Origin of the sequence: Oxalobacter formigenes (assembly GCF_002127965.1) — a bacterium.
Classification (GTDB): Bacteria; Pseudomonadota; Gammaproteobacteria; order Burkholderiales; family Burkholderiaceae_D; genus Oxalobacter; species Oxalobacter formigenes.
Genome location: NZ_CP018787.1, coordinates 391,458 through 409,329, shown reverse-complemented (window position 1 = coordinate 409,329; position 17,872 = coordinate 391,458). Strand labels below are relative to the sequence as shown.

General features: G+C 50.5%; 19 protein-coding genes. 8 read left to right on the top strand and 11 right to left on the bottom strand.

Translation table 11 applies throughout. From position 1 onward, the window contains the following. Nucleotides 1-13: 13 nt before the first annotated feature. Complete coding sequence (gene pyrE / locus BRW83_RS02050; RefSeq protein WP_036604034.1) at nt 14-682, bottom strand: orotate phosphoribosyltransferase; 669 nt, start codon at nt 680-682, stop codon at nt 14-16. A 122-nt stretch (nt 683-804) separates the two neighbouring features. Here pyrE and BRW83_RS02045 point away from each other — a divergent pair, with 122 nt between their 5' ends. Next, nucleotides 805-1,587, top strand: a complete 783-nt coding sequence (locus tag BRW83_RS02045; protein ID WP_005882010.1) for an exodeoxyribonuclease III — start codon at nt 805-807, stop codon at nt 1,585-1,587. On the opposite strand, the gene trpB is transcribed toward BRW83_RS02045, so the two are convergent. The 9 genes from trpB to gshA form a co-directional block, all read right to left on the bottom strand. Then, nucleotides 1,588-2,790: a tryptophan synthase subunit beta gene (gene trpB / locus BRW83_RS02040; protein WP_005882011.1), complete on the bottom strand. Its 1,203-nt coding sequence runs from the start codon at nt 2,788-2,790 to the stop codon at nt 1,588-1,590. It abuts the gene before it with no gap. A 149-nt stretch (nt 2,791-2,939) separates the two neighbouring features. After that, nucleotides 2,940-4,193 carry an AmpG family muropeptide MFS transporter gene (locus BRW83_RS02035; protein ID WP_005882012.1) on the bottom strand — a complete coding sequence of 418 codons (1,254 nt, stop codon included), beginning with the start codon at nt 4,191-4,193 and terminating at the stop codon, nt 2,940-2,942. Then, nucleotides 4,193-4,813, bottom strand: coding sequence for a methionine biosynthesis protein MetW (gene metW, locus BRW83_RS02030; RefSeq protein WP_005882013.1), 621 nt, complete (start codon nt 4,811-4,813; stop codon nt 4,193-4,195). The genes BRW83_RS02035 and metW overlap by 1 nt, the downstream gene beginning before the upstream one ends. After that, nucleotides 4,810-5,952 (bottom strand): homoserine O-succinyltransferase MetX, encoded by a 1,143-nt coding sequence (gene metX / locus BRW83_RS02025; RefSeq protein WP_005882014.1) that lies wholly within the window; start codon nt 5,950-5,952, stop codon nt 4,810-4,812. The genes metW and metX overlap by 4 nt, the downstream gene beginning before the upstream one ends. A 271-nt stretch (nt 5,953-6,223) precedes the next feature. Further along, complete coding sequence (gene ptsP / locus BRW83_RS02020) at nt 6,224-7,996, bottom strand: phosphoenolpyruvate--protein phosphotransferase (RefSeq protein ID WP_005882016.1); 1,773 nt, start codon at nt 7,994-7,996, stop codon at nt 6,224-6,226. A 22-nt stretch (nt 7,997-8,018) separates the two neighbouring features. Then, nucleotides 8,019-8,288, bottom strand: coding sequence for an HPr family phosphocarrier protein (locus BRW83_RS02015; RefSeq protein WP_005882018.1), 270 nt, complete (start codon nt 8,286-8,288; stop codon nt 8,019-8,021). A 93-nt stretch (nt 8,289-8,381) separates the two neighbouring features. Then, complete coding sequence (locus tag BRW83_RS02010) at nt 8,382-8,789, bottom strand: PTS sugar transporter subunit IIA (protein ID WP_036603231.1); 408 nt, start codon at nt 8,787-8,789, stop codon at nt 8,382-8,384. Between the two features lie 133 nt (nt 8,790-8,922). Further along, nucleotides 8,923-9,864, bottom strand: a complete 942-nt coding sequence (gene gshB, locus BRW83_RS02005; protein ID WP_005882022.1) for a glutathione synthase — start codon at nt 9,862-9,864, stop codon at nt 8,923-8,925. A 9-nt stretch (nt 9,865-9,873) separates the two neighbouring features. After that, nucleotides 9,874-11,169, bottom strand: a complete 1,296-nt coding sequence (gshA, locus tag BRW83_RS02000) for a glutamate--cysteine ligase (RefSeq protein WP_005882024.1) — start codon at nt 11,167-11,169, stop codon at nt 9,874-9,876. A 372-nt stretch (nt 11,170-11,541) separates the two neighbouring features. Here gshA and BRW83_RS01995 point away from each other — a divergent pair, with 372 nt between their 5' ends. The 4 genes from BRW83_RS01995 (at nt 11,542) to BRW83_RS01980 (ending at nt 14,495) form a co-directional block, all read left to right on the top strand. Then, nucleotides 11,542-11,808 (top strand): accessory factor UbiK family protein, encoded by a 267-nt coding sequence (locus BRW83_RS01995; RefSeq protein WP_005882025.1) that lies wholly within the window; start codon nt 11,542-11,544, stop codon nt 11,806-11,808. Next, complete coding sequence (locus BRW83_RS01990; RefSeq protein ID WP_005882028.1) at nt 11,805-13,325, top strand: YifB family Mg chelatase-like AAA ATPase; 1,521 nt, start codon at nt 11,805-11,807, stop codon at nt 13,323-13,325. Before BRW83_RS01995 ends, BRW83_RS01990 begins: the two co-directional genes overlap by 4 nt. Nucleotides 13,326-13,374: 49 nt before the next feature. Continuing rightward, nucleotides 13,375-13,773: a DUF1840 domain-containing protein gene (locus BRW83_RS01985; protein WP_005882031.1), complete on the top strand. Its 399-nt coding sequence runs from the start codon at nt 13,375-13,377 to the stop codon at nt 13,771-13,773. 122 nt (nt 13,774-13,895) lie between these two features. Continuing rightward, complete coding sequence (locus BRW83_RS01980; protein ID WP_005882033.1) at nt 13,896-14,495, top strand: hypothetical protein; 600 nt, start codon at nt 13,896-13,898, stop codon at nt 14,493-14,495. Nucleotides 14,496-14,510: 15 nt separating this feature from the next. On the opposite strand, the gene BRW83_RS01975 is transcribed toward BRW83_RS01980, so the two are convergent. Continuing rightward, a complete protein-coding gene (locus BRW83_RS01975; RefSeq protein WP_005882035.1) occupies nt 14,511-15,662 on the bottom strand; it encodes a class I SAM-dependent methyltransferase in 1,152 nt (383 codons plus the stop codon). A gap of 158 nt (nt 15,663-15,820) precedes the next feature. Here BRW83_RS01975 and BRW83_RS01970 point away from each other — a divergent pair, with 158 nt between their 5' ends. Genes BRW83_RS01970 through ttcA form a run of 3 tightly spaced genes read left to right on the top strand, consistent with a single transcriptional unit; the run spans nt 15,821 to nt 17,860 of the window. Beyond that, entirely contained in the window at nt 15,821-16,609 is a 789-nt protein-coding gene (locus BRW83_RS01970) for an SDR family oxidoreductase (protein WP_005882037.1), read from the top strand. A 4-nt stretch (nt 16,610-16,613) separates the two neighbouring features. Then, nucleotides 16,614-17,009 (top strand): dihydroneopterin aldolase, encoded by a 396-nt coding sequence (locus BRW83_RS01965; protein WP_005882040.1) that lies wholly within the window; start codon nt 16,614-16,616, stop codon nt 17,007-17,009. Nucleotides 17,010-17,032: 23 nt separating this feature from the next. Next, nucleotides 17,033-17,860 (top strand): tRNA 2-thiocytidine(32) synthetase TtcA, encoded by an 828-nt coding sequence (ttcA, locus tag BRW83_RS01960; RefSeq protein ID WP_081442206.1) that lies wholly within the window; start codon nt 17,033-17,035, stop codon nt 17,858-17,860. Nucleotides 17,861-17,872 lie beyond the last annotated feature (12 nt).

Below are 17,872 nucleotides of genomic sequence, written 5' to 3'. Positions count from 1 at the left end.
GGGGCTTTTTTCATCAGTTTACTGAACCGTATTTGTCGCGATACGCCTTGACCGCCTTCTGGTACTGGTTCATTTCCGGGGAAGCACCCGCTTTGGCGAGATAGCCCAGCAGGTCATCCAGATTGGCAATGGAAAGGACTGGCATATCGTATGCCTTCTGTACTTCCTGAACGGCGGACAGTTCAGACAAGGCGTCATCCTTCCCGGAACGTTCCATCCGGTCCAGTGCAATCAGAACAACTCCCGGAGTCGCATTTGCATTCCGGATGATATTGACAGATTCATTGACAGATGTGCCTGCCGAAATCACGTCATCGATGATCACGACCTTGCCTTTCAAAGGCGCGCCGACAATCACACCGCCCTCGCCATGATCCTTTGCTTCCTTGCGATTGTATGCAAACGGGACATTGCGGCCTTTTCTGGCCAGAGATATTGCAACAGCCGCCACGAGCGGAATGCCCTTGTAGGCAGGGCCGAACAACATGTCGAAAGAAACACCGGATTCCAGCAAGGTATCGGCATAATAATCGGCCAGTGTCCCCAGCGACTGTCCGTCATTGAACAAACCCGCATTGAAAAAATACGGAGACGTTCTGCCTGCCTTGGTGATAAATTCCCCGAAACGCAACACTCCGCAGTCAACTGCAAAGCGGATAAACTCTTCTCTTAACTGACTCACTTCAATCCCCAATCTCTCAAAAAGAACATCGATATTGTAACGTGTCATCAATCGGAGAGGTAGCTCGCACGTGTTCGTTTTATTTTTAGTATCATGTGTACTTTCAGATATTCATGACACTCATGTTCTCCATTACTTCCGTCAATCTCAACGGTATCCGTTCCGCCGTCAAAAAAGGATTTCTCGACTGGATGAACCGCTCCGGTTCAGACTTCGTCTGCCTTCAGGAAATCAAGGCCCAGTCCTGTGATATCACGCCCGAAGTCGCCACACCTGACGGTTATCAGGGCTACTTTGAATGCGCGGAAAAAAAGGGCTACTCAGGAACAGGCATCTACACGAAAACAATGCCCGACAAGATCGAAAACGGTTTCGGCAGCAAGGAATTCGACGCGGAAGGACGTTATTTCCAGTGCGACTTCAGGGATTTCAGCCTTGTCTCGCTCTATGCCCCCTCCGGTTCCTCTTCACCTGAGCGACAGGAAGCCAAATTCCGTTTCATGGATGAATTCTATCCATACCTGAAAAAACTGAAAGACAGTGGCCGCGAATTCGTCATTTGCGGCGACTGGAATATAGCCCACAAGGAAATCGACCTGAAAAACTGGAAGAGCAACCAGAAAAATTCCGGTTTTCTGCCCGAAGAACGGGCGTGGCTGACCGATGTATTCGATGAACTGGGATGGGTGGATGTTTATCGCCTCCTGCATCCGGATACGACCGGTGAGGCCTATACATGGTGGAGCAATCGCGGTCAGGCTTACGCAAAAAACGTCGGGTGGCGAATCGATTACCAGATCGCTACACCGGGTATTGCGAAAAAAGCGGTTTCAGCCGACATCTACAAGGGAGAGCGGTTTTCAGACCACGCTCCCCTGACGATACGGTACGACGCAAAAATCTGATCAGTTGATGCCCAGATAATTGGCGATAAAGTCAGCGTCCTTGTCGCCTCTTCCGGACAGATTGACCAGAATGGTTTTGTCCGGACCGAGTTCTTTGGCGACTTTCATCGCATAAGCCACGGCATGGGAGCTTTCCAGCGCTGGAATAATGCCTTCAATACGCGACAAAACAAGGAAAGCGTCCAGACATTCCTCGTCTGTAATCGCTTCATACTGGACGCGGCCGATATCTTTCAGATAGCAGTGCTGAGGGCCGACACCCGGATAATCGAGTCCGGACGCAATCGAATAAACCGGCAATGGATTGCCTTTTTCATCCTGCAGGTTATAGCATTTGAAACCGTGGAGCGTTCCCTTCGTGCCAAGGCTCAAGGTAGCAGCATGATCCGGCGTATCCAATCCTTTACCGGCAGGCTCGATACCGACCAGTTTCACGGATTCATCCGGCAGGAATTCAGTAAAAATACCGATCGCATTCGAACCGCCACCGACACAGGCCGTCACGACATCCGGCAGTTTGTTTTCCCTCTGCAAAAACTGTTCACGGGCTTCCTTGCCGACAATACTCTGGAAGTCCCGTACCATTTTCGGGAACGGATGAGGCCCCACAACGGAACCGATAGCATACAGGAAGTTTTTCGGATCTTTCAGGTATTCCTCAAAGGCACTGTCGACAGCGTCTTTCAGCGTTTTGGTACCGCGGGTAACCGCAATGAGATTACATCCCAGAATTTTCATCTTGGTGACATTGGGGTGTTCTTTTGCGATATCGATTTCACCCATATGGATTTCACATGGGATACCGACCAGCGCACACGCCGTTGCCATGGCCACACCATGCTGTCCGGCACCGGTTTCGGCGATCACTTTTGTCTTGCCCATATGCTTGGCCAACAGTGCCTGTCCCAGACAGTGATTGATCTTGTGCGCACCGGTATGGTTCAGGTCTTCACGCTTCAAAAAGATACGTGCGCCGCCCTGACGTTCTGTCAGTCTTTTTGCATAGAATATAGGGCTCGGGCGACCGACATAATGGGTGTAAAGATCGGACAGTTCATCCTGAAATTCCCTGGAGTTGCGAACCTCTTCATAAGCGTTGGCGATGTCATCCATCACCGCTTTCAATTCAGGCGGAATCATCTGCCCGCCAAATTCACCAAAGAAACCGTCCTTGTCGGGCATTTCCAAAAATTCCTGCGCCATACTTTCTCCCATTTTCAATTCATTTTCGAATGTTCATCCCTGCCGGTGGGGGATGCCATCCGTCTGTTGCCTGATTATTGCCATAAAAATCAGGCAACAAGCGATTTATTTTTCAAATCGGAAATTTTACACTCATCGTGGAAATTTTTTTATTGTTCTTGTGCCAAATGCCGTTTTTGTCGCCAGGGCGCAATTTTTGGCAACAACATCATGCCCGGTAACGCCAGAATGAAGCACAGGTTGAAAAACATGAACCAGCCTGTCTGATCCACGATATACCCGGCAGACGCATTGATAAACGTCCTTGGAACGGCAGCAAGACTGGTGAACAGCGCAAATTGTGTCGCCGTATAACGTTCATCCGTTGTCGTTGCAATATAAGCCACAAACGCGGCTGTACCGAGACTGACGCCAAATGCCTCGAAACCGATCACGGCGGCAAGCAACATCGGATTGGGGCCTTCCAGCGACATCCATGAAAATCCGAGAATAGCCAGCGCCTGAACGGCGCCGAAGACCCACAAGGCCCGGTTGATTCCCAGCCCGATTATCCATATGCCGCCCAAAAGGCCGCCGATAAGACTTGCCCAGAATCCGGTTGTCTTGGCAATCACGCCGATCTGGGTCATCGTAAATCCCAGATCCAGATAGAATTTGGTCGCCAGCGCAGTCGCCAGACTGTCGCCCAGCTTGTACAGGAAAATGAACGATAAAATGAACAAGGCGCTTTTCCAGCCAGCCCGCCCGATGAATTCCGTGAAAGGCAGCACGACCGCTTCACGGATGGTTTTCGGTGGCGCGCCATGAATTTTCGGTTCACTGATGACGAGCGTGCAAATCAGGCCGGGCAGCATGAAGGCAGCCGTTACCCAGAAAACGCCGGACCAGCTCATCATATCGGCCAGAATAAGCGACAATGCGCCGGGAACCATTCCCGACACGCGATAGGCATTCACGTGAATCGCACTGCCCAGCCCCTGTTCCTCATCCGGCAAGAGTTCACGCCGGAAGGCATCCACGACGATGTCCTGACTTGACGAAAGAAATGCGATCACAGTCGTCAGGATGGCAACCATCGTCAATTCCGTGACAGGATCGAGCCACCCCAGAAAACCGATACAGAAAAAAAGCAAAATCTGGGTCAATGCCATCCAGCCCCGACGCCGGCCCAGCAATGGAAAGGAATAGCGGTCCATCAGAGGTGCCCACAGGAATTTCCATGTATAAGGAAACATGACAAGGGCAAAGAGCCCAAGCGATTTGATGGAAAGACCGGATTTCGTCAGCCATGCCTGCAAAAGCGTCAGCAGGATAAACAAGGGCAATCCGGATGAAAAGCCAAGGAACACACAGATCAGCAAACGCGGATCGAGTATGGCTTTCCATTTTTTATCGAGGGACATTATGTGCGTTTGGAATTAATTTTCTTCTGAAGCCGGAAAACGGCAAGACTGCCCCGCCAGTTCGGCATGAAAGTCACCGGTTTGCCGTCATGCAAGGCCACGCAATCGGCTACCTTCCACCCGACCAGATCGGCCAGATTTTCGAAATCCTTCAGCGTTGCGCATCTCAGATTGGGCGTGTCATACCATTCATAAGGCAATTCCAGCGAAACCGGCATTTTGCCACCCAACAATGAAAAACGATGGGGCCAGTAGGCGAAATTCGGAAAAGAAACGATCGCTTCATTGCCAACCCTGGCCATTTCACGCAACAACCCTTCAACATGCTGCATCATCTGCAAGGCCGAAAGACATAAAACCGTATCGAACGAATCGTCCTTGAAAAAGGGCAATCCCTTTTCAAGATTGTGCTGAATGACACTGATACCGCGAAGAACGCATCCGGGAATTTTCAAATCGTCGATTTCGACGCCATAACCGGTACAGTTTTTCGTCTTCTGAAGATATTCAAGCATTGCCCCATCGTCACACCCCAGATCGAGCACATGAGCACCGTCCTTGACCCAGCTGGAAATGAAAGCGAGGTCTGCCCGCAGATTTTTCAGTTTAGGCATATTCATGACCGTATGCCTCCGTTAATTTCCTGCCAGATACGCTCATAATAAGACCGGACCACTTTATGGTAACGCGAGTCTTCCAGAAGAAAAGCGTCATGCCCGTGTGGCGCGTCGATTTCCGCATATGTGACTTTTCTGCCATTACTGACCAGTGAACGGACAATCGCACGACTGCATTCAGGAGAAAAACGCCAGTCTGTCGTAAACGAAGCCAGCAGATAATCCGCTTTCGTTCCTGCCAAAGCCTTGTCGAGGTCGCCTCCATACTGCGCAGCCGGATCGAAATAATCAAGCGCGCGCGTAATCAGCAAATACGTATTGGCGTCGAAATAGGCCGAGAACTTCTCACCCTGATAATGCAGGTAGGATTCGATTTCGAACTCGACACCATAACCGAACTTGTATTCACCCGAACGAAGGTCACGACCGAACTTTTCCGACATGTCGTCGTTGGAAAGGTAAGTGATATGACCGACCATGCGGGCGACACGCAAGCCGTTCTTCGGCACGACACCATGCGCGTAAAAATCGCCGCCATGAAAATCCGGATCGGAGAGAATGGCCTGACGGGCCACATCATTGAATGCGATATTCTGGGCAGACAGGCGAGCAGTCGAAGCGATGATGACAGCATGACGGACACGGTCGGGATATTGCATGGTCCATGCCAGTGCCTGCATGCCACCGAGCGAGCCTCCCATAACGGCAGCAAAACAGTCTATACCCAATGCGTCCGCCAGTCTGGCCTGCGCATCGACCCAATCTTCGACAGTCAGAACCGGGAAATTGGCGCCATACGGCTTACCGGTCTCGGGATTGATATCCATCGGCCCGGTCGATCCGAAACACGATCCCAGATTGTTGACTCCAATTACAAAGAAACGGTCTGTGTCGACCGCTTTACCGGGCCCGACCATATTGTCCCACCAACCGGTGTCTTTCGGATTGTCGACATAATAACCGGCGACGTGATGTGAGGCATTCAAGGCATGGCAAACCAGAACGGCATTCGTTTTATCCGCATTCAGTTCACCATATGTCTCATATACCAGTGTGTAATCCGAAATCGACGCCCCGCTCTGCAAAACAAGCGGTTCGGCAAAATGCATGGATTGTGGTGAAACGATTCCAACTGATGGCATGAAAATTCTGTCTTAATCGATGATCGCCAGGCTTTGTTGCAACGATCATTCCGTTAACCTGTTCCTGATAAAAAAGAAGCCCAATAGCGTCAGCATATCGGGCTTGCATCCAAGCTCGCTTTAGCCGTATTTATTTATTCAGGATCCCCTTTTGCGCCCGCAAGCTGTCTCGTTCAAATCGGCGCAATATCGCTAGCATAACGAAGTCATTTCATATCGTCAAACCGGCACACAAACAAGCTCATACTATTTTTCTGTATGAAAACCTTTTTTAACTTTGATCGGCAGTTTTTTCAAGCTGTAATTGCTGGACCGCCTCTTCGATAGCCGCTTCTTCCACCAGCGACAATACCTTGTCCACCTTCGGTTTCAGCAATTTCATGTTGCTTGAAAGAATTTCCTGTTTGACATTCAGGAGCTGGGCCGGGTGCATTGAAAACTCGCGCAAGCCCATACCGAGCAACAGCCGCGTCAAATGAGCGTCACCCGCCATTTCGCCGCAAATGGACACCGGAATATTTGCCTTGTCCGCCGCCCAGATCGTCATCGACAACATTGTCAGAATGGCCGGATGCAATGGATTATAAAGATGGGCGACCTCGGGATCGACCCGGTCGATTGCCAATGCATACTGGATCAGGTCGTTTGTACCGATCGAAATGAAATCGAGGCGGGACGTGAACATCGGCAATCCCAGAATGGCCGCTGGCACTTCCACCATGGCACCGATCTGGATTTTCTCGTCGAATTTGATTTTCGCTTCACGTAGCTGCGCCTTCGCCTCTTCAATGAAAGCCAGCGTCTGGTCGATTTCAAAAGCGTGCACCAGCATCGGGATCAACAGTTTTACGGGGCCAAACGCCGAAGCACGCAAGATGGCACGCAACTGGGCAAGAAACAGCTCGGGCTCTGCCAGACAATACCGGATAGCCCGTTTGCCCAGCGCCGGGTTCAATGTACTCGTCTCCGGCGTGCCGAGCGGTTTGTCAGCACCGATATCGATTGTCCGGATGGTAACCGGACGGCCCTTCATAAGGGTAACCGCTTTTTTATAGGCCTCGAACTGTTCTTCTTCACCCGGAATCCGGCTGATATTGCCGTTGCGTCCCATGAAAAGAAATTCTGACCGGAACAGGCCGATTCCGACTGCCCCGTTTTCAAGTGCGGCCTTGCAATCGTCCGGAAATTCGATGTTGGCAAGCAGGGTGACAGGAGTACCGTCAATTGTCACGGCAGGCGTCTTTTTCAGTTTGCTCAGTTTTTTCCGTGCCCTTGCCTGTGCAGCCTGTCTGGCTCGATACTGCTCAAGGACGACAGACGTCGGATTGACGATAACGATTCCCGCATCAGCATCGACAATCAGCCAGTCATCCTGTCTGATAAGGGATAATGCCCCGGCCAGACCGAATACGGCAGGCGTGTCGATACTGCGAGCGACAATGGCGGCATGCGAATTGCGTCCGCCGATTTCTGAGACAAAACCGCTGAACGTATCGTCCCGGAACTGAAGCATATCCGCAGGCGAAATGTCGTAAGCAACGACGATCATGTCAATGCGTTCGCCATCCGGTTCAGTCATGACCGGGGTGAAATCGGTTTGCGTGCCGGTCAGCACTTTCATGATCCGTTCGGCGACCTGCTCGATATCCGCTTTTCGTTCCCTCAAATAGGGATCTTCGATATTATCGAAGCGTGCAGACAATTCCTCGATCTGGGTCAAAAGCGCCCATTCGGCATTGTAACGGCGCGTCCGGATGATATTGAAAGGCTCCTTCGCTATCATCGAGTCGGCCAGTATCATGGCATGCACATCCAGAAATGCGCCCAGCTCGACAGGCGCATCCTGCGGCAGGGTTGTCCAGATCGCTTCCAGCTCTTTCTGGACAGTATCGAGCGCATTCTGCAAGCGAAGCACTTCCGCCTCCACCTTTTCCTGGGGAATGAGGTAGTGCCGGGTATCCATGGCCGCACGGGCAACGAGATGAGCCCGGCCAATGGAAATGCCGCGTGAAACCGATATTCCGAACAGTGCGAAAGATGCCATATTTTTACCGGCCTGCATTCAATTATTCCGCTTCACCAAATTTGTTGTTGATCAGCTTTTTCAGGGCATCCATGCATTCTTCTTCATCGACGCCATCCGTTTCGAGCAAAACCTTTGAACCTTTGCCAGCGGCCAGCATCATGACTCCCATGATGGATTTGGCATTGATTCGCTGATTGTTGCGTGTCATCCAGACCTCACAGCTGTACTTCGATGCCAGTTGCGTCAGTTTGGCAGATGCCCGGGCGTGCAAACCCAGCTTGTTAATGATTTCCAGTTCCGTCTGTACCATATTCGTATGTAATGAGATTAAACCGCAAGCGGACGAAAGTTCTGTTTATAAACAATGCATTGAACTTTTCCGGCAAATAAGGCCCCATCGGCTTTACTTCGATGTGCTGTCTTCGCAAGGATCGATACGAACCGCTCCGTTTTTTCCTCCGGACAAAGCTTTTTCGATAACCGTTTCCAGATCGTTCTGCCGATATGTAATCGCCCGGAGTAACATGGGCAGGCTGACCCCTGTCAGAACCTGAACCTTGTTTTCAGCAGAAAGCTGGTGACAGCAATTGGAGGGGGTACCACCAAGAACATCCGTCAAAACCAGTACGCCGGACCCATCGTCGAGACGCCTTATTGCCTCGATGGCAATTCCGTTGACCTCACAAATGTCCTGGTCAGGCTTGACATCGATTGCCTCAATGCGTCCCTGCTCGCCCTCGAACAGGTGCATCGCTGTCGTCATGAAAGCGTCTGCCAAAGGCTCATGCATAAGAAGGAGTATGCCTACCATCTCGTCCCGTCAATCAGTGAAAAGAAGAACGTCCCAAATGTCGTTCAATTATGATCAAAAGCCAGCCATCCGGTTTGATCCGGCATCAAAGAGCTGACATATTCAATACATTGTAATGAATAAAATCCGTCGGTCAAACCGTTTTTTCAAGCTCGTCGACAAACATCCTCGCCACGTCGAATCCGGTCTGGCTCGTGATTTCCCGAAAACAGGTGGGACTGGTCACGTTCACTTCGGTCAGCCAGTCACCGATAATGTCGAGCCCGACAAGGAACAATCCCCTTTCGGCCAGAACGGGCGCCAATGTTTCGGCTATTTGCCTGTCGCGTTTCGACAGCGGCTGCGCCCTGCCGAGCCCGCCCGCCGCCAGATTGCCACGGATTTCGCCATTCTGCGGGATTCGCGCCAAAGCAAAGGGAACAAGCTGTCCATTGATCAGCAATACCCTTTTATCCCCCCTGGCGATCTCGGGAATATATTTCTGCATCATGACGGTTTTATGACCGTTTTCCGTCAGCGTTTCAATAATGGCGCCGAGATTGATGCCATCTACACGGACACGAAAAACACCCGTACCGCCCATTGCGTTCAAGGGTTTCAAAATGACGTCATGATGTTCCCGATGAAAAGCACGCAAACGGTTTTCATCGGAGGTGACCAGCGTCGGTACGATAAACTCGGGAAACTGTGCGATCGTCAGTTTTTCATTATGGCTGCGGATAGCTTCGGGGCGATTGAAAACTTTTGCACCTTTTTTTTCCGCCAGTTCAAGGAAATAAGTCGAGTTGACATACTCGACATCGAAAGGCGGGTCCTTGCGCACGATAACCGCGTCAAACGATTCCAGTCGCCGGTTTCGGGTTTCAAGGACACGGAACCAGCTGGCGTCCTCTTTCCCCGTCAACTCGATATGGGATGCCCTGACCGTGACTTCATCCCTGTCAAGCGCAAAATCGCCCTGTCCGAAAGCGACAATACGATGTCCCCGCTTCGCCGCTTCCGCCATCATGGCAAAAGTGGAATCTTTTTCAAGCTTGAACTCGCCAAGCGGGTCCGCAAAAAACGCCAGTTCCATAGGATTCGATTACCCCTGCATGTCAGGATCGGTTCTTTCCAGTTCAATAGAAGCCGCCAGAAGTGCCAGACGGGCCACGACTCCGTACATATAGAAACGGTTCGGCGCAGCCGTACCCGGTTCGGCGCTTCTGTCCGGAATGGTATGCTGTTGCGCAAAAGCCAGAGGAACGAAATGTGCACCGGGTGCATTCAGGTTTTCATTGATATCCCGTTTTTCATTGACCCGGTAAAAACCACCGACAACATAACGATCGATCATATAAACAACCGGTTCCGCAACCGCTTCATCGACCCGTTCAAATGAGTGAACACCCTCCTGAATGATGACGTCACGTACCGGCAAGCCTTCCTTGCCGACAGACATCTTGTTACGCTGCTTGCGATTCAGATCTTTCACTTCACTTGCATCGGTCACGGTCATGATACCCATGCCATACGTGCCGGCATCGGCCTTGACGATAACGAACGGTTTTTCCTTGATGCCGTACTGCTTGTATTTGCGACGGATTTTCGTCAAAACGGAATGAACGCTGGCCGCCAGACATTCTTCACCTTCATGTTCGCTGAAATTGACATGACTGCATTTCGAGAAAAACGGATTCAGCAACCAGGGGTCGATTCCCAGCATTTTCGAAAACCGCTTGGCAACATCGTCATACGCCGCGAAATGATTACTCTTTCGCCGCACTGTCCAGCCCGCATGCAAGGGCGGAAACAGACTTTGTTCATAAACGTTCCTCAATATCTCCGGAGTCCCCGAAGAAAGATCGTTATTTAACAAAATCGTACACGGATTGAAATCATCGACCCCGACACGACGACCGTTATTGATACGTTTCAAGGGTTCCATCATCAAGGTCGTGCCATCGGGCAAGATCAGTGGCGTCGGTTCCTTGATGTCTTCCGAAAGCGATCCGATCCGGACATCCAGCCCCGTCTGACGCAAAATCTTGATCAGGCGTGCGATATTCTGGAGATAATAGGTATTGCGGGTATGACTTTCCGGCACCAGCAAAAGATTTTTTGCATCAGGACAATACTTTTCGATCGCCGCCATCGTCGCCTGCACAGCCAGCGGCAACATCTCGACCGACAGATTATTGAATCCGCCCGGAAACAGATTGGTATCGACCGGCGCCAGTTTGAACCCGGCATTTCTCAAATCGACCGAACAATAAAATGGCGGCGTATGATCCTGCCATTCCAGCCTGAACCATCTTTCGATGGCAGGCGTCGAATCGATAATCGTTTTTTCCAGCTCTAGAAGAGGGCCGTTCAATGCAGTAACCAAATGAGGAACCATAAAAATCCTTCAGTACACAACAAGTGCATAATTGGACAACTTCCGATAATAAAGCATCCGGAAATCGGCCTGTTGCTGATGCTCAGTTATTCGTAACTGTATATCATTTTCAGCAGGCATCAAAATCATGCCGCGTGGAAATTAATATACTAACCGTTCCTGAAAAATATTGCTGAGCCAGCCGAAAAAACAGGAATCCATACATACGTTTTATGCGTTTTTTACGATGGATCGGGTAAAAAAGTCACGTTTATCGCAACAGGCTCGCCAATAGCGCCACCAAAATAGACTCATCCGTCTAAAATCCTTTAATATTGTGTCGTCTGTCCCACTTATTGTTCAAAACATTCTTTTTCCGGAAAAGGAGATGAAATGAGTAAAAAAATACTGGATGAACTTCAATCGAAACTGGGACAGATCATGGATAGCTCCCCGGCAAAAGATATCGAACGGAACGTTCGCGCCATATTGACACAGGCTGTCTCCAAACTGGAACTGGTCACCACTGAAGAATATGAAGTCCAGAGACTGACGATTGTCCAGTTGCAAAACCGCATCAACATGCTGGAAAAGCGCCTGTCCGATCTTGAAAACCGGATACAGCAATCCGAAAGCGCTTCTTCATCCGATAAAAAATGAGTCTTGCCATCCTCAAAAGCCGTGCGCTGGCTGGTATGGACGCGCCTGAAGTCACCGTTGAAGTGCATCTGGCGAATGGATTGCCTTCTTTTACGATAGTCGGGCTGGCGGAAACGGAAGTCAAGGAAGCCAAGGACCGAGTCAGGGCCGCCATCCAGAATGCCCGATTCGAGTTCCCGGCCAGAAGGATCACGGTCAATCTGGCTCCGGCTGATCTGCCCAAGGAATCCGGACGCTTCGATTTGCCCATCGCACTGGGTATTCTCGCAGCTTCGAAACAGATCAATACAGACCATCTGGACAAATACGAATTTGCCGGCGAACTGTCTTTGTCCGGTGAACTGCGTCCCATTCGGGGCGCACTGGCCATGTCGTTCGCCATTGCGAAATCGAATACAGCTTCATCAAGACAGGGGTTCATCCTGCCCTACGACAATGCCGATGAAGCGGCCTTTGTGCGCAATCTGACGATATTGCCAGCAAAAACCCTGCTGGATGTGTGTGCCCATCTGAATGGTTTGCCTGAGACTCCGGTGCTGGCGCCTCATGTTTCAGGCACGGATAACGTTTATCCCCGGTATCCCGATTTTGACGAAGTCAAAGGCCAGCAAAAGGCCAAAAGAGCGCTCGAAGTCGCTGCCGCAGGAAATCACAGCGTCCTGATGAGCGGACCTCCCGGAACCGGCAAAACAATGCTGGCATCCCGCTTTCCCGGAATATTGCCGCCCATGACGGAAGACGAGGCAATCGAATCAGCCGCCATTTCATCCGTGACCGGCAAATTTCAGGCGTCCCAATGGAAAACCCGCCCCTTCCGCTCGCCGCATCATACCGCATCTGCCATTGCCCTGATCGGTGGCGGTGGTTCACCCCGGCCGGGTGAAGTTTCACTTGCACACAGAGGCGTTTTGTTTCTGGATGAATTGCCCGAATTCGACCGCCATGTTCTGGAAGTTCTGCGCGAGCCGCTTGAATCAGGCCATATCGTCATTTCCCGTGCAGCGCGACAGGCCGACTTTCCTGCACGTTTCCAGCTGATCGCAGCCATGAATCCCTGTCCGTGCGGATATCTCGGCCATCCATCCGGAAAATGTCACTGCACACCGGACGCCGTAGCCCGATACCAGCGAAAAATATCCGGCCCCCTGCTCGACCGGATCGATATCCAGATTCAGGTCAATGCGCTGAAACAGGAAGAACTGTCCCGACAGCCTCCCGGAGACTCATCCGCAACGATTGCCAAACGGGTTTGCGATGCCTGGCGCATTCAGCTTGAGCGGCAGGGAAAAGCGAACAACCTGTTGAACACGAAAGAAATCGACGAATTCTGCAGACTGGATGAAGCCGGGGAAAATCTGCTGAAAGAAGCGATGAACCGTTTCATGTGGTCGGCCCGTGCCTATCACAGAATCCTCAAGATCGGTCGCACTATCGCCGATCTTGCACAAACTGTTAATATCAAACAAGAACATATTGCAGAAGCCATACAATATAGAAGAACATTACGCGAAACCTGACTTGCCCGGTTAACGTATTCTGGCTCGTCACATTTTCAGGGAGAAAAATATGCTGGTGATATTCAAATCCAAAGCTGGCGGCGACATCATCATGTTTGAAGAAAATGCCAAACAGATCCTCGATCTTCTGAACAAAGATACTGACAAAGGCATCATTACTGCTGAACAAACAGCCGACGCCATCGTCAAACTTGAAAATGAAATCGAGCGCCGCAAAATGATCGAGGCACAGGAAAAGGCCGAACGCGAAAGAATCGAAAAAGAAGAACGGGAAAAGAAGGAAAAAGAAGAAGAGGAAGAAGGCAAAGATCCAAAGGATGACAGAAAAAAAGAAGTCACCCGGCCCGAACCTCCTGTCAGTTTTTCGGCACGAACCTATCCCTTCATGCAACTGCTGAAAGCGGCCAACAAGAAAAAGAAAGACATTTACTGGGGCGTTCAAACGTAAAAGACGCATAAATGGGTTTCAAACGGGCCAGTTTGGTGTACGCTACAATATCTTTTGATCTCATTGGCAACATTTTTGTAAAATAGTCAAAAGACTTTGCACAACCTGACAGGCCCCGACGAATGATTTTCAGAAATTTGACCCGATACAAATCCCTTTTATCCTTTTTTCTTATCGCATCACTGGCATCCATATTGACGGGCTGTGCACGCCCCAATGATGAAGATATGGTGGAAATGCTCTCCGACGCCTACAAGTGCAAATGGATCAAGGTTGACGATTACAAGAAAACCGACTCCCTGCCTGGCCTGTGGACATATGTCGCACAGTACGAGTTCAATCTGACTTTCGCAGATGGCGAAGCTGGCGCGATAAGATTCATGAAAGGACTGTACAACACCGTTCCGGGTGAAACCGACTGGCAGAAAGTGCTTCAGAATCCGAATGCCCGCGCTTACATTCGCGACAACTGTTCTCCGCCAGCCCAGAAAATCATGGAACAGATCGCTATCCAGTCTTACATGCAACTGGCTGACAAGAAAAACGCCACTGTCAAAATCCCCTTGTCCATTCCTCTTTCAGGATGGGCTGAAACGACTTCCGGTCGCGGTGGATGGGCAATGGACATGCGGCGAGACAAGGTCAGGGAAATCAAGGTCTGGTCTGAACCGGTCAAACGGAAAGACCTGACTTCGAAAATAGTGACAAAAACAAAAAAATAAAGCTTTTCGTCCTGTCTACAAGCGCCCGCTTTTATCGATATCCAGCATGAAAGCGGGCGGTTCTATTTTGTGTCCCAGCACCATCACCTTGAACAACTCGCCCATTTCAGCTGGCGAAAGCAGTTTTTGAACGGCCTGTAATTGTCCCGCCCGGCTGTTGCCTGACTCTGCCGAACCGTTTGAAAGCAAATCCGGCAACCCCGAAGCCAGCAAAAAGGAGGCCTGGCTGGCATAGCAAATCACGTCCAGTCCATGATCGGACGCCATTTGGGCCATCCCCGTAAAATTGACATGAGCCGTAATGTCTTGCAGACCCGGCAGAAAAAAAGGATCGTCATGTCCCCTGTGTCGGAAATGGCACATCAGCGTACCGGCACTTCTGTCCGGATGATAATATTCGTGCGCCGGAAATCCATAATCGATCAGAATCGCCGCTGCACAAGCGCTCTTGGCCAGCATTTCCGAAAGCGTTTTGATGAATCCACGAGCATGAATATGCACTTCCGTCTGATAACCGACAGGCAAATTCACATGGTCGGGAATGCTTTGCCGGATGGTATCGACAAGAGATTCTTCACATGGAATATCCGCGAATACCAGCCGATTGTCATGAACAGATACGCCCGTTTCGTACCATCCGCTCCCGTACTTTTTGACCAGATGAACCGGCATCGCGTCCAGCACTTCATTGGCGAGCACCACTCCGTCAAATCGCTCTGGCAAAACTGTCAACCACTCGACATTGTCGAATCCTTTCAAGGATACCTGTTGCCGTTGGCGCAATTCGGCAGACAGTTCCAGAATCCGGTATTTTCCGATCCGGATACCGGCCCCGGCCAAAGCGGTCAGAACATCGAACGCCAGCTTTCCCGTTCCTGCGCCCAGTTCAAGAATGTTCGCCCCCGTCTGTTCAAGCAAAGGGATCATTGCCTGTGCCAGAGTACGACCGTATAAATCCGTCATTTCAGGAGCCGTCGTGAAATCTCCCGCTTCTCCCAGCTTTACCAGAGAACCACTGTAATATCCCAGCAATGGGGTATACAGGACCTGCTGCATATAATCGGCAAACGATATCCATCCGGATTTTTCTCCGATATCAGCCATAATCCGTTTTTCAAGCGAAGCGGACAAAGCCGGCAAATCCGGGGAAAGCTCAGATAAATTCATGATTCAATATGAAAAACAGAAGGTCGGCTGCAAAATCGGTCGAAACGAATCGACAACAAGGCGATAAATTACCCTCCATCATAAGGTAATATGGTGCGATCGTTTATGATTCACGTACAATTTCATAATCCTTATCTGACGGGAACCTGATATCAGGCATGACTGAAAATCGACAAAAAATCGCTATCGTAACCGGCGCAGCCCGTCGGATCGGGCGGGTTATCGCCCTGACCCTCGCCAAACATGGCTGGGATGTCGCTGTCCACTACCGGTTTTCCAAAATTGAAGCGATTGAAACAGCAGAAGATATCCGGAAAATGGGAAGGCGTTCAGTTGCGCTCCATTGCGACCTGACCGACGAAGATGCCGTCAACCAGTTGTTAAACCGTGTTCGTGAGTCTCTTGGAACGCCAGTCTGTCTTGTCAATAACGCTTCCGTTTTCGAACACGACAGCGTGACCGATTTCTCGGCCGATGCCCTCGATTTTCATATGCGTACCAACCTGACTGCGCCTGTCCTGTTATCACGGGCCTTGTATGCAATGACTCCGGAAGGTTCCCAATCCGTCGCCATCAATTTGCTCGACCAGAAACTGGACAATCTGAACCCGAGTTTTCTGTCCTATACCTTGTCGAAAGCGGCACTGAATACGGCCACAACCTTGCTGGCGCAGGAACTGGCTCCGAAACTGCGCGTTGTCGGCATTGCGCCCGGCATTACACTTGTTTCAGGCGAACAGACGGAACAGGACTTTAAAATTGCCCACAAAAATACACCTCTTGGCCGTTCCAGCACACCGGAAGATATCGCCTCGACCGTCTGTTTTGTCGCCAATTCCCCCGCCATAACCGGAACCACCATCGTCGTCGATGGCGGACAACATTTAATTCCCCTCTCGCAGGATGTCATGTTTGTCGCTAAAATGAGCGCACAAAACAATTCGTAAACTCATGCATACTCTTCTTCATCCAAAACTCAAAGATTGCCGTCGCCTCTTTTTGCACAACTACGAAGTCCCCGTCAAAATCGGCGTTTATGATTTCGAGAAAAAAGGCGCACAGCGTCTGTTGATCAACGTCGACCTGTACATCCCGCTGGCGATATCGACCCCAGTCAACGACCAGCTCGGCGAAGTGGTCGATTATTCGTTCATTCGTGACACGCTGTATGAACGCACGTCGAAAGGCCACATCAATCTTCAGGAAACCCTGTGTGACGACCTGGCGAAAATGCTGCTCTCTCATCCGCAGGTCATGGCAGTGCGCGTTTCCACTGAAAAACCGGATGTTTATGAAGATTGCGACAGTATCGGTGTCGAAATTTTCCGTTTCAAAGACGAAGACTGACTCACCCTCATTCGGCTGGAAAAATGGTTACACGCAGGCAATTTCTGAGAGCGGGCTTTGAAAACAACAAGCTGACGAAACGGCTTTATCGGGAAGTCGGCAGGGCGATCGGTGACTTCAGGCTTATCGAAGAGAACGACAAGGTCATGGTCTGCGTTTCAGGGGGCAAGGATAGCTTTGCCCTTCTTGACATTCTGGTCGTGCTCCAGTCAAGAGCGCCCATCCACTTCGACATCGTCGCCGTCAATCTTGACCAGCAGCTGCCCGGATTTCCGACCGACATTCTTCCGGCTTATCTGGAAAAAAAACAGGTACCGTATCACATCGAAGTACAGGACACTTACAGCATCATCCAACGCCTGATACCGGAAGGCAAAGCGGTCTGCTCACTCTGTTCACGCCTTCGCAGGGGTATTCTTTATAAAGTCGCCAGTGAACTCGGCGTGACGAAAATCGCGCTCGGACACCACCGTGACGATGTGCTGGAAACCTTTTTCCTGAACCTGTTTTTCGGTTCGAAACTGAAAAGCATGCCGCCCAAGCTGAAATCGAAAGACGGCAAACATATCGTCATACGTCCACTGATCAACGTAAAAGAAACTGATCTGGAAAAATTTGCACAAATGCAGCAGTATCCCGTTTTTCCGAAAAACCTCTGCGGTGCCAAGGAAAACATGCAGCGACAGCATATCAAATCCATGCTACGCGACTGGGCCAAGCGATACCCCGGCAGAATCGAGAATATATTTTCATCCCTGTCCACCGTTGTTCCTGCCCATTTGATGGACAAAAATCTTTTCGATTTCAACCAGCTGAATACGGATTCAGCGGATGATGACGATGCGTTCTAGCCAGAAAAAACT

What these genes read in the sequence shown, in the direction of transcription:
- BRW83_RS02045 (WP_005882010.1), top strand. Translation starts at nt 805, where the DNA reads ATGTTCTCCATTACTTCCGTCAATCTCAACGGTATCCGTTCCGCCGTC.
- trpB (WP_005882011.1), bottom strand. Translation starts at nt 2,790, where the DNA reads ATGGCGCAGGAATTTTTGGAAATGCCCGACAAGGACGGTTTCTTTGGT.
- BRW83_RS02035 (WP_005882012.1), bottom strand. Translation starts at nt 4,193, where the DNA reads ATGTCCCTCGATAAAAAATGGAAAGCCATACTCGATCCGCGTTTGCTG.
- metW (WP_005882013.1), bottom strand. Translation starts at nt 4,813, where the DNA reads ATGAATATGCCTAAACTGAAAAATCTGCGGGCAGACCTCGCTTTCATT.
- metX (WP_005882014.1), bottom strand. Translation starts at nt 5,952, where the DNA reads ATGCCATCAGTTGGAATCGTTTCACCACAATCCATGCATTTTGCCGAA.
- ptsP (WP_005882016.1), bottom strand. Translation starts at nt 7,996, where the DNA reads ATGGCATCTTTCGCACTGTTCGGAATATCGGTTTCACGCGGCATTTCC.
- BRW83_RS02015 (WP_005882018.1), bottom strand. Translation starts at nt 8,288, where the DNA reads ATGGTACAGACGGAACTGGAAATCATTAACAAGCTGGGTTTGCACGCC.
- BRW83_RS02010 (WP_036603231.1), bottom strand. Translation starts at nt 8,789, where the DNA reads ATGGTAGGCATACTCCTTCTTATGCATGAGCCTTTGGCAGACGCTTTC.
- gshB (WP_005882022.1), bottom strand. Translation starts at nt 9,864, where the DNA reads ATGGAACTGGCGTTTTTTGCGGACCCGCTTGGCGAGTTCAAGCTTGAA.
- gshA (WP_005882024.1), bottom strand. Translation starts at nt 11,169, where the DNA reads ATGGTTCCTCATTTGGTTACTGCATTGAACGGCCCTCTTCTAGAGCTG.
- BRW83_RS01995 (WP_005882025.1), top strand. Translation starts at nt 11,542, where the DNA reads ATGAGTAAAAAAATACTGGATGAACTTCAATCGAAACTGGGACAGATC.
- BRW83_RS01990 (WP_005882028.1), top strand. Translation starts at nt 11,805, where the DNA reads ATGAGTCTTGCCATCCTCAAAAGCCGTGCGCTGGCTGGTATGGACGCG.
- BRW83_RS01985 (WP_005882031.1), top strand. Translation starts at nt 13,375, where the DNA reads ATGCTGGTGATATTCAAATCCAAAGCTGGCGGCGACATCATCATGTTT.
- BRW83_RS01980 (WP_005882033.1), top strand. Translation starts at nt 13,896, where the DNA reads ATGATTTTCAGAAATTTGACCCGATACAAATCCCTTTTATCCTTTTTT.
- BRW83_RS01975 (WP_005882035.1), bottom strand. Translation starts at nt 15,662, where the DNA reads ATGAATTTATCTGAGCTTTCCCCGGATTTGCCGGCTTTGTCCGCTTCG.
- BRW83_RS01970 (WP_005882037.1), top strand. Translation starts at nt 15,821, where the DNA reads ATGACTGAAAATCGACAAAAAATCGCTATCGTAACCGGCGCAGCCCGT.
- BRW83_RS01965 (WP_005882040.1), top strand. Translation starts at nt 16,614, where the DNA reads ATGCATACTCTTCTTCATCCAAAACTCAAAGATTGCCGTCGCCTCTTT.
- ttcA (WP_081442206.1), top strand. Translation starts at nt 17,033, where the DNA reads ATGGTTACACGCAGGCAATTTCTGAGAGCGGGCTTTGAAAACAACAAG.